At 36.5% G+C, this 11,650-nt stretch carries 10 protein-coding genes; all 10 read left to right on the top strand.

Annotated features, from left to right (window positions below; translation table 11 throughout):
* Positions 1-157 precede the first annotated feature (157 nt).
* Entirely contained in the window at positions 158-1,096 is a 939-nt protein-coding gene (locus NSQ69_RS18010) for a phosphate/phosphite/phosphonate ABC transporter substrate-binding protein (protein WP_002137777.1), read from the top strand.
* 95 nt (positions 1,097-1,191) lie between these two features.
* Positions 1,192-1,965: a phosphonate ABC transporter ATP-binding protein gene (phnC, locus tag NSQ69_RS18005; RefSeq protein ID WP_002033479.1), complete on the top strand. Its 774-nt coding sequence runs from the start codon at positions 1,192-1,194 to the stop codon at positions 1,963-1,965.
* Positions 1,962-2,756 (top strand): phosphonate ABC transporter, permease protein PhnE, encoded by a 795-nt coding sequence (gene phnE / locus NSQ69_RS18000; RefSeq protein ID WP_341099577.1) that lies wholly within the window; start codon positions 1,962-1,964, stop codon positions 2,754-2,756. Before phnC ends, phnE (NSQ69_RS18000) begins: the two co-directional genes overlap by 4 nt.
* A complete protein-coding gene (phnE, locus tag NSQ69_RS17995) occupies positions 2,756-3,559 on the top strand; it encodes a phosphonate ABC transporter, permease protein PhnE (protein WP_002167810.1) in 804 nt (267 codons plus the stop codon). Before phnE (NSQ69_RS18000) ends, phnE (NSQ69_RS17995) begins: the two co-directional genes overlap by 1 nt.
* A gap of 301 nt (positions 3,560-3,860) precedes the next feature.
* Positions 3,861-5,861: a transketolase gene (tkt, locus tag NSQ69_RS17990; RefSeq protein ID WP_002128574.1), complete on the top strand. Its 2,001-nt coding sequence runs from the start codon at positions 3,861-3,863 to the stop codon at positions 5,859-5,861.
* A gap of 156 nt (positions 5,862-6,017) precedes the next feature.
* Complete coding sequence (sirA, locus tag NSQ69_RS17985; RefSeq protein ID WP_002014415.1) at positions 6,018-6,458, top strand: sporulation inhibitor of replication protein SirA; 441 nt, start codon at positions 6,018-6,020, stop codon at positions 6,456-6,458.
* A 78-nt stretch (positions 6,459-6,536) separates the two neighbouring features.
* Positions 6,537-6,758, top strand: a complete 222-nt coding sequence (locus NSQ69_RS17980) for a YneF family protein (protein ID WP_001132292.1) — start codon at positions 6,537-6,539, stop codon at positions 6,756-6,758.
* A 124-nt stretch (positions 6,759-6,882) separates the two neighbouring features.
* Entirely contained in the window at positions 6,883-8,634 is a 1,752-nt protein-coding gene (locus tag NSQ69_RS17975; protein WP_002128572.1) for an ABC transporter transmembrane domain-containing protein, read from the top strand.
* Positions 8,634-10,397 (top strand): ABC transporter ATP-binding protein, encoded by a 1,764-nt coding sequence (locus NSQ69_RS17970; protein ID WP_341099576.1) that lies wholly within the window; start codon positions 8,634-8,636, stop codon positions 10,395-10,397. The genes NSQ69_RS17975 and NSQ69_RS17970 overlap by 1 nt, the downstream gene beginning before the upstream one ends.
* 139 nt (positions 10,398-10,536) lie before the next feature.
* On the top strand, positions 10,537-11,583 hold the full coding sequence (locus NSQ69_RS17965) for a GH25 family lysozyme (protein WP_002190411.1): 1,047 nt from the start codon (positions 10,537-10,539) through the stop codon (positions 11,581-11,583).
* Positions 11,584-11,650: the final 67 nt, after the last annotated feature.

The raw sequence follows: 11,650 nt of genomic DNA, 5'->3' as shown, positions 1-11,650 counted from the left end.
TCAATTAATCATATCAAATATATGAAAAGAATTTTAATGTGAATGTATAGAATATGTAAAGATTCTGTAAATAAGCAATTATTTGTAAAAATATGTGATATATTTCTTCATGTTTATGGAAGGTTATTTTATAACAACGAAAAATGGAGGCATTAACATGTTGAAAAAAGTTTTTGCAATGAGCACAACAGTTGTACTAGCAGCGGGATTATTAAGTGGATGTGGAACGAAGGAATCAAGTGCAAGTAAAAATGAAGATACGAAAAAAGGTTATGTACCGAAGACACTAAATGTTCAATTTGTTCCTTCTCAAAATGCAGATACGTTAGAGGCGAAGGCAAAACCATTGGAAAAGCTATTAAGTGATAAATTAAACATTCCGGTAAAAGTTAGTATTTCAACGAATTACAATACAATTGTAGAAGCGATGGCATCTAAGCAAGTAGATGTAGGATTTTTACCTCCAACAGCGTATGTGTTAGCGCATGAGAAAAAGGCTGCAAACGTAATTTTACAGGCGCAACGTTTTGGGGTAGATGATGAAACTGGAGCTCCCACAAAGGATTTAGTAGATGTTTATAAATCAGAGTTTGTTGTTAAGAAAGATTCTAATATTAATAGTGTAAAAGATTTAAAAGGTAAAAAAATTGGCTATCAAGATGTAACATCATCAGCGGGTTATGTATGGCCTGCGGCTGTATTGTTAAAAGAGGGAATCGATCCGTTGAAAGATGTGAAACCTGTTACATTAAAAGGTCATGATCAGTCACTTATTGCTCTTTTAAATGGTGATGTAGATGCAGCTGTTGTATTCCAAGATGCTCGTAATATTGTAAAAAAAGATTATCCGAATATATTCGATCAAACGAAAATAGTAAAATTTACGGAGAAAATTCCAAACGATACGATTTCTGTACGTTCTGATTTAGATGCAGAGTGGAGCAAGAAATTACAGGATGCTTTCATTGAAATAGGAAAGAATGAGGAAGGGCACAAAATCATTAAAGAAGTATACTCACATGAAGGATACGTTAAATCTGATGATAGTAAATTTGATATCGTTCGTGAATATGGAAAGAAAGTGAAAACGCAATAATACATATGGAAATGGCGACTAACTGGAAAGTGTGTGATTTCAGTTAGTTTGCCGTTTTTCAGTTATTGATAATACATAGAAGGTAGGTAAGATGTGTGATAGAGTTTCGAAATGTTTCCAAAGTGTATCCGAATGGTACAAAAGGATTGAATAATATAAACTTGAAAATTCAAAAAGGTGAGTTTGTTGTAATGGTCGGGCTATCCGGTGCTGGAAAATCAACACTTCTCAGATCGGTAAATCGCCTTCATGAAATCACAGAAGGAGAAATCATTATTGAAGGGGAGTCTATTACTGCTGCAAAAGGAAAAGGATTACGACGCATGCGCCGAGATATTGGTATGATTTTTCAAAGCTTTAACCTTGTGAAGCGATCAACGGTACTGAAGAATGTATTAGCTGGGCGGGTTGGATATCATTCTACATTGCGTACAACGTTAGGTCTGTTTCCGAAAGAGGATGTGGAGCTTGCATTCCAGGCGCTGAATAGAGTGAATATCTCAGAAAAAGCATATGCACGAGCTGATGAATTATCAGGGGGACAACAGCAACGTGTATCAATTGCTAGAGCATTGGCACAAGAAGCGAAAATCATATTGGCAGATGAGCCTGTTGCTTCGTTAGATCCTCTGACAACAAAGCAAGTAATGGATGATTTGAAGAAAATTAATGAAGATTTTGGAATTACGACAATTGTAAACTTACATTCTATTGATTTAGCGAGGCAATATGCTACTCGTATTATTGGATTACATGCTGGTGAAATTGTTTTTGATGGATTAGTAGAAGAGGCAACGGATGAAAAATTCGCTGAAATTTATGGGGACGTAGCTCAGAAAAGCGCATTATTAGAGGTGGCAGCTAAATGAATGAAGTGACGATATATTCGAAATCGATACCGAAGCCGCCGAGTAAATTGAAACATATATTAACGGTTATTTTAGTTATTTTACTGTTGTGGGGTAGTAGTGTACAGGTCGACGCATCATTTTCAAAACTAGTAGTTGGTTTTCCGAATATGATGGATTTATTGAAGGAAATGGTGCCACCAGATTGGAGTTATTTTCAAATTATTACAACAGCAATGTTAGATACAATACGTATGGCGATTATTGGAACGACTTTAGGAGCGATTTTAGCCATTCCACTTGCACTATTTGCGGCAAGTAACGTATTTACTAGTGTATTTTTGTACAGTCCAGCTCGATTGATTTTAAATTTTATACGAACAATACCAGATTTATTATTAGCGGCTATTTTTGTAGCGATTTTTGGAATAGGACCACTTCCAGGTATTTTGGCTCTTACTTGTTTCTCCGTTGGACTCGTAGCGAAATTATTGTATGAGTCAATTGAATCAATTGATCCAGGTCCATTAGAAGCGATGACAGCTGTAGGAGCGAATAAGGTGCAATGGATAGTTTATGGGGTCATTCCGCAAGTGAAAGCGCACTTCGTCTCCTATGTACTTTATACATTTGAGGTGAATGTACGTGCAGCAGCTGTTCTAGGTTTAGTAGGAGCAGGTGGGATTGGATTATATTATGATCGTACACTTGGATTTTTACAATATCAACAAACTGCTTCTATTATTATTTATACCCTTGTTGTTGTATTGCTAATTGATTATATAAGTACAGCGTTGCGGGGGAAATTATAATGAGTAAAACGACAATAATCGTACCAAAACCGAAGAAACCGAGTATATATCGCTGGATTATTTTTATAGCACTTACAGTTATATATGTATGGGCCTTTTCAGGAGTCCCGTTAGAGGGAATAAAGAATACGGCGGGAGAAATTACAAAAGCAATTATGACAGGCGTATTGAACCCAGATTGGTCGTATGTATCTTTGCCAGATGGTGAAGATTTATTACACGGTTTAATTGATACGTTGGCAATTGCGATATTAGGTACATTTATTTCTGCTTTTATATCTGTTCCATTTGCTTTTTGGGCGGCAACGAATATGAGTAGTGGAAAATTAACTTCAGGAACTGGGAAATTTGTACTTAGTTTTGTTCGTACATTTCCTGAATTAGTTATGGCTCTTTTATTTATAAAAGCTGTTGGTCCAGGCTCTTTTGCCGGAGTTCTAGCTTTAGGGTTACACTCTATCGGAATGTTAGGGAAACTATATTCGGAAGGAATTGAAAATATAGATAAGGGACCGACGGAAGCGTTAATAGCAACGGGTGCAAATCGGTTTCAAATACTTTGGTATGCCGTATTACCACAAGTGTTACCGGATTTTCTATCGTATACGTTATACAGGTTTGAAATTAATGTACGATCCGCTGCGATTTTAGGTGTTATTGGAGCAGGTGGTATTGGTACGCCATTAATTTTTGCACTTAGTTCACGTAATTGGTCTCGTGTGGGAATTATTTTATTAGGTATCATTTTAATGGTAATTATAATTGATTTTATTTCAAGTTCTATTCGTAAGCGGATTATTTAATTTGTTTTAAAAGCATCTAATTCAGATGCTTTTTTGTATTTTTAAAGGTTATCAAAAAAGAGATATATCAGAAATTAGTATATTTGTATAAATATACAGATAATTATCTTTATTTTTAAAATAAAAACAATTAAAAAGTATGTCATATTGAATGCCCATACATTCCCTGAATCACTGTATTTTTTATGAAAAATCAAAAAAACATCAACATATTTGTCGATACATGTTGTATAATCTTGCGTGGGAAGCTATCATATAAATGTATAAAACGTTTACTAACATACGCGAAGGGAAGAATAGCATGTCACATTCAATCGAACAACTTTCTATCAACACGATTCGCACATTATCCATTGATGCGATTGAAAAAGCAAACTCTGGTCACCCAGGAATGCCAATGGGTGCAGCACCAATGGCTTATACATTATGGACTCAATTTATGAAACACAATCCAAATAACCCAACGTGGTTTAACCGCGATCGTTTCGTATTATCTGCAGGTCATGGTTCAATGTTACTATACAGCCTACTTCATCTATCTGGTTATGACTTAACAATGGATGATTTAAAGAACTTCCGTCAATGGGGAAGCAAAACTCCAGGACATCCTGAGTACGGTCACACAGCAGGTGTAGACGCAACAACTGGTCCACTTGGACAAGGTATTGCAACTGCTGTTGGTATGGCGATGGCTGAAAGACATTTAGCGGCTAAATACAACCGTGATGCGTATAATGTAGTAGATCATCATACATACGCTATTTGTGGTGATGGAGATTTAATGGAAGGCGTTTCTGCTGAAGCATCTTCATTAGCTGCTCATTTACAATTAGGTCGTCTTGTAGTACTTTACGATTCAAACGATATTTCATTAGATGGCGATTTAAATCGTTCATTCTCTGAAAGTGTAGAAGATCGTTACAAAGCATACGGATGGCAAGTAATCCGTGTTGAGGATGGAAACGATATTGAAGCAATCGCAAAAGCAATTGAAGAAGCGAAAGCTGACGAAAAACGCCCAACGCTAATTGAAGTAAGAACGACAATTGGTTTCGGTTCTCCAAACAAATCAGGAAAATCAGCTTCACATGGTTCTCCACTTGGTGTAGACGAAACAAAATTAACGAAAGAAGCATACGCTTGGACTGCTGAACAAGACTTCCATGTAGCAGAAGAAGTATATGACAACTTCCGTAAAACAGTACAAGATGTTGGTGAAACGGCGCAAGCTGCGTGGAACACGATGCTCGGTGAATATGCACAAGCATATCCAGAATTAGCAAACGAACTGCAAGCAGCAATGAACGGTCTTCTTCCAGAAGGTTGGGAACAAAGCTTACCAACTTATGAATTAGGATCAAAAGCAGCAACACGTAATTCTTCAGGTGCTGTAATTAATGCAATTGCAGAGTCTGTACCATCATTCTTTGGTGGATCAGCTGACCTTGCTGGTTCTAACAAAACATATATGAATAACGAAAAAGACTTCACAAGAGCTGATTACAGCGGTAAAAACATTTGGTACGGTGTTCGTGAGTTTGCGATGGGTGCAGCAATGAACGGTATTGCACTACATGGCGGTTTAAAAACTTACGGTGGTACGTTCTTCGTATTCTCTGACTACTTACGTCCAGCAATTCGCCTTGCAGCATTAATGCAATTGCCTGTAACGTATGTATTCACACATGATAGTATCGCTGTTGGTGAAGATGGTCCAACACATGAGCCGGTTGAACAATTAGCAGCACTTCGTGCAATGCCAAACGTTTCTGTTATTCGTCCAGCAGACGGTAACGAATCAGTTGCAGCTTGGAGACTAGCTCTAGAATCAACAAAAACACCAACTGCATTAGTGTTAACTCGTCAAGATCTTCCAACATTAGAAGGTGCAAAAGACGATACTTATGAAAAAGTAGCAAAAGGTGCATATGTAGTTTCTGCAAGCAAGAAAGAAACTGCTGATGTAATCTTAATTGCAACTGGATCTGAAGTAAGCTTAGCAATCGAAGCGCAAAAAGCTCTAGCAGCAGACGGCGTTGATGCAGCTGTTGTTAGCATGCCATCTATGGATCGCTTTGAAGCTCAAACTGCTGAGTACAAAGAATCTGTACTACCAAAAGCAGTAACGAAACGTTTCGCAATTGAAATGGGTGCTACAATGGGATGGCACCGTTATGTAGGTCTTGATGGAGATGTACTAGGTATTGACACATTCGGTGCTTCTGCTCCTGGTGAGAAGATTATGGAAGAGTATGGATTTACTGTAGAGAACGTTGTTCGTAAAGTAAAAGAAATGCTTTAATGATTTTAGAAAAATCTCTCCAGCATGGGGAGATTTTTCTATGTAATTGAGTTTTTTCGACAGGAAAAGTTTTTTCTCTCTCCGTAGTCAGACAATCATTGCAAATCTTCTCTTATATAATGTAGGGAAAAGGTTGTCCAGATCGGGAGGGGAAAAATGAAAACGTATGAATTGTATTTAATTCAAGAGGATATTGCGAAAGCTTACTTTGGTCGTGAATATTTGTTTTTTGATTTATTTGCTCGATTTTCAGAATCTGGGTTCCTTTCGGAGAAGAAAGTATTATATAAACAAATGACGTATATTACGATGCCGTTACAAGTAATGAAAATTCATCATAAATTAGAACAAGCTTTGCGTGTTCTTGGTAAATATGAAAGAACAAATCATACTCATACGCTTTATACAGGAGCCGAATACGGAGAAATAATGGTGAAACCACAATATATTCGAATAAATACTTCTGGAAATGTATCCATGGAAACAACTTTCTTTGAGGTGCTTAGAAAGTGTGAGTTAACATTTTTAGCGATGGATTATGAAAATAAAAAGTACGGTTGGTTAAATCCTCTCAAACAAGTACGAACATATGTGTAAAAAATGTCGAATAGTATCTTGTCTTATTGAAAAGGTTTTAGTACACTGTAAGGTAGACAACATGAAGGAGGAAAAGATATGCCAATGTGGTTAGGTATTCTAGTGGGCGTAGTAGCACTAGTAGCAGGCGTGGCGTTAGGATTTTTCATTGCCCGCAAATACATGATGAATTACTTACAAAAAAATCCACCAATTAACGAACAAATGTTAAAAATGATGATGATGCAAATGGGACAAAAACCTTCCCAAAAGAAAATCAATCAAATGATGAGCGCGATGAACAAGCAACAAACGAAATAAGCGCCAAAGGGCACTCTTACCGAGTGCCCTTTTCTTTTGGTTATAAAAGATATTTAAAACTTTTAAAAATTCTGTGTTTTTGGTAAACTGAAAACATCGCTCATTTTAAGGGAGGAGGATAAATATGAAAGTGTTTTTTAATTTAGCTTGGTTTTTTAAGCAAGAAAAACGAGCGTACATAATCGGAATTATTATGTTATTTGGTGTCGCGCTTCTTGAACTTGTAGCGCCAAGAGTACTGGGCATTGTAGTAGATGAAATTAATAATGGAACATTAACGTCTGAAAAATTGTTGAACTGGGTTATTCTATTAGTAGTTGTAGGAATTACGATGTATATATTACGTTACTTATGGCGTATTATGATTTTTGGATCTTCTTTAAAACTAGCTCGTCAACTGCGAAAGAATCTATATGAACATTTTACTAAGATGAGCCCATCCTTTTATCAATCACGTCGCACAGGCGATTTGATGGCACATGCGACAAATGATATTCAGGCGATTCAGCAAACTGCGGGGGCAGGTGTTTTAACACTCGTTGATTCATTAGCTGTTGGAGGATGTGTACTCGTAGCGATGGGATTTACAATTAGTTGGAAGTTAACGTTATTAAGTTTAATTCCGATGCCAATTGTAGCTATTTCTACAAATTATTATGGAACTTTATTGCATAGAAGATTTCATAAGGCACAGCAATCGTTTTCTGAAATCAATGATAAAGTACAAGAAAGTATGAGTGGGATGAAGGTAATTCGCTCACTTGGACAAGAGAAAGAGGATTTACAAGCGTTTCGGAAGAAATCTGAAGATGTCGTACATAAAAATATGCTAGTTGCACGTATTGACTCGTTATTCGATCCAACGATTTCCCTAATTGTCGGATTTTCATTTTTGATCGCAATTTGTTACGGATCATTATTAGTCGTACGAGGTGAATTAACTGTAGGGGAATTAGTAACATTTACAACGTACTTAGGGACACTTGTATGGCCAATGTTAGCGTTTGGATGGCTATTTAATATTATGGAGCGTGGACGTGCTTCGTATGATCGTGTGGAGAAAATACTTTCACAAACTTCAGATGTAGTGAATAGGGACAATGCTATAAATACTATAGCAAGTGGTGATGTTTCGTTTGCTGTTGATTCGTTTTCTTATAAAAAGAATGAACTATTAAACTTAAAAGATATTTACTTTAACTTAAGAAAAGGTGAAACATTAGGAGTTGTAGGGCGTACCGGTGCAGGGAAGACGACGTTATTAAAATGTTTAATTCGAGAGTATGATCATTTTAATGGTGAATTAAAAGTTGGGGAGCGGGATATTCGAGATTTAACACTTCACGGTGTGCGTTCTGCAATTTCATATGTACCGCAAGATCACTTTTTATTTTCAGCGAGTATTGGGGAGAACATTGCTTTTGGAAAGGCCGATGCTACATATAAAGAAATTAGCCGAGCTGCTGATATTGCTTGTATTCATAATGATATATTTCAATTTCCAGAAGGGTATGACACTGTAGTAGGTGAAAGGGGCGTTTCACTATCAGGAGGTCAAAAGCAGAGAATCTCTATTGCGCGTGCATTATTAACAAATGCTGAAATTTTAATATTAGATGATTGTTTATCAGCCGTAGATGCAAAAACAGAAGAAACTATTTTAACTGCATTGAAACGAGAAAGGGCAGAGAAAACGACGATTATTACTGCCCATCGTTTAAGTGCTATTCAGCATGCAAATCTTATTCTTGTTATTGATGAAGGTAGGGTTATGCAGCGAGGGACACATGAGCAATTAATGAAAGAAAATGGTTGGTATAAAGAAATGTACGAAAGCCAGCAGTTAGAGGCATTAGTAGAGAAAGGAGGCGTATGATGGCTGAGAAAAAACGGAGTGATTTAAGAAGGTTGCTTTCTTATATGAGGCCCTATAAAGGGTTATTGGCGGTAGCATTTTTATTTCTAGTTGGTGCAACTGTAACTGAAATGATGGGTCCTTTTTTAATTAAACAATTTCTTGATGAACACTTAGTGCCAGGTAACTTTGAACAATCAGCACTTGTAACCCTATTTGTAGTGTATATTATTGCTCATTTATTAAAAGTATTATTTACTTATTTAGACTTATTGTACTTTCAAAATATCGCTTTTAAGATTGTCCAAGATATGCGAGTTGAAGTGTATGAACATGTTCAAAAATTGTCATTAAGCTTCTTTGATCGTACGCCGATTGGTACGCTCGTATCTCGCATAACGAATGATACAGAAGCGATTAAGGATTTCTATGTTAGTGTACTATCAACATTCGTGAAAAATGTAGTCTTTTTAGTAGGGATTTTAGTAGCGATGTTTTTATTAGATGTAAAATTAGCGCTATTTTCGCTCATATTAATTCCGGTAATGTTTGCAATTATGGTGTTGTATCAACGGAAAAGTGCAGCTTTTTATTTAGAGGTACGTAATCAGCTGAGTATATTAAATGCAAAGTTAAATGAGTCCATTCAAGGTATGAATATTGTTCAGGTGTTCCGGCAAGAAAAGCGGATGAGAAAAGAATTTGAAGAAGTGAACAATAAACATTTTAGTGCTGGACGTCGTACATTGAAATTAGATGCATTACTTTTACGTCCAGCAACAGATCTTGTTCATATTGTAGCAATTGCGGTAGTACTTGGTTTATTCGGAATCGATGCTTTAAAGAGTCCTGTTGAAGTAGGGGTTTTATATGCTTTCGTTAACTATATTCATCGTTTCTTCCAGCCGGTAAATGAGATGATGATGAAACTATCTTTCTTCCAGCAAGCGCTTGTTTCATCATCGCGTGTATTTCATTTAATGGATGATAAAGATTTAGCTCCTGTTCAAATGGGGAGTGAACAGCCACGAGTAGCTAACGGGAAAATTCAGTTTAAAGATGTTACTTTTTCATATGATGGAAAGCGTGACGTTTTAAAAAATGTATCTTTTCACGTAAAGTCAGGGCAAACGGTTGCTTTCGTAGGGCATACTGGTAGCGGAAAGAGTACGATTATGAATTTATTAATGAGATTTTACAATATTAAATCAGGAAATATAGTAATAGACGGAGTAGATTTAGAGAAGTTCGAAGAACAAGAAATTCGAAAGAAAATTGGTCTTGTGCTGCAAGATGCATTTTTATTTGCTGGAAATGTAAAGCAAAATATTCGTATGTATAATGAAGAGATTACGGATGAAGAGATAGAGGAAGCGGCAAAGTTTGTGCAAGCGAATACGTTTATTGAAAAATTACCAGAGCAGTATGATACAGAAGTTGTCGAAAGAGGAGCTGCATTTTCTAGTGGTCAAAGGCAATTAATTGCTTTTGCTAGAACGATAGCAACCAATCCGAAAGTATTAGTGTTAGATGAAGCGACGGCAAATATTGATACAGAAACAGAGGAGGCTATCCAAACGGCATTGCAGCAAATGCGAAAAGGTAGAACAACGATAGCGATTGCGCACAGATTGTCTACAATCCAAGATGCGGATCAAATATTTGTTATGCATGAAGGGGAAATTGTAGAAAGCGGAACACATCAAGAGTTACTTAGTAAACAAGGACTTTACTACAATATGTACTTGCTACAAAATAAAGGGAGTTTGCAACAGGCCTTGTAGAATTACAAGGTCTTTTTTCTATTCTCTCAGATATTAAAATGTAATAAAATTTTCGAAATATGTGAGAGATTTGTCGTGTCCTTTAACTAGAGTTGTACATATTGTATATAGAATAACAAAATTTGATAGGAGCTTTTATATGCAAAATAGATCCAGTTCAAATATTACATTTATTGATGTGTCTCATTGGGAAGGAAACATTAATTGGAATGCTGTGAAGTCATCTGGCATTCCAGCGGCGTATGCAAAAGCGACGGAAGGTGTGAACTATATTGACCCTACTTTCGTTCAAAATGTACAAGCTGCGAGAGATGCGAATGTATTAATTGGTGCATATCATTTTGCGCACCCAGAACAAAATGATGCCATTTCAGAAGCGAAACATTTTGTGAATATATTACAGAGTAATCAGACGGACTTAATCCCTGTTTTAGATTTAGAATCGCCAACGGATACTAGCAATAGTAGTTTAACGGGTGCGACTATATCGAATTGGGCAAGAAGTTTCGTAAATTATGTGAAACAAGCTACTGGGAAAAATGTAATGTTATATACAGGAGTTTGGTATATTAATGAATTTGGAATTAGCGGGTTAAGTGACATTCCACTTTGGATTTCCAAATATTCTAGTATACCGCCTGCTGATGCTGGTGGATGGACAGAGTGGACAGCATGGCAGTACACAGATTCTGGGCAAATTTCAGGTGTAGGAAATTGTGACGTATCAGCAGCTGTTTCATTAGAAGCTTTACAAGGAAATGGAGCAAGTGGTGGGGGGAATGTTTCCACGCCTAATAATGCGACTCCAGTATACGGAGTTGCTGTAATTAATGGAGATAATGTGAATTTACGAAGTGGACCATCTTTACAGTCTAGTGTAATTCGCCAATTGAATCGTGGCGAATCATATGAAGTTTGGGGAGAACAAAATGGATGGCTCTGCTTAGGGACAAATCAGTGGGTATATAATGATTCAAGTTATATTCAGTATAAACATTATGTAGCAACTATTACTGGCGATAATGTGAATCTGCGAGATGCTCCATCATTAAACGGGAATGTTATAAGACAGTTACATCATGGTGAATCATATCGAGTATGGAGTAAGCAAGATGGATGGCTTTGCTTAGGGACAAATCAATGGGTATACTATGATTCAAGTTATATTCAGTATGGTGTACAATAAAGTGAATCTAAGAGGTATCTCGACTGAGGTGCCTTTTATGAAAAATATATAATTTTTACAAAGTATA

This window comes from Bacillus sp. FSL R10-2201, assembly GCF_038008665.1.
Taxonomy (GTDB): Bacteria; Bacillota; Bacilli; order Bacillales; family Bacillaceae_G; genus Bacillus_A; species Bacillus_A mycoides.
The sequence above is the reverse complement of the archived record's forward strand: the minus strand, read 5'-3'. Positions and strand labels throughout refer to the sequence as shown.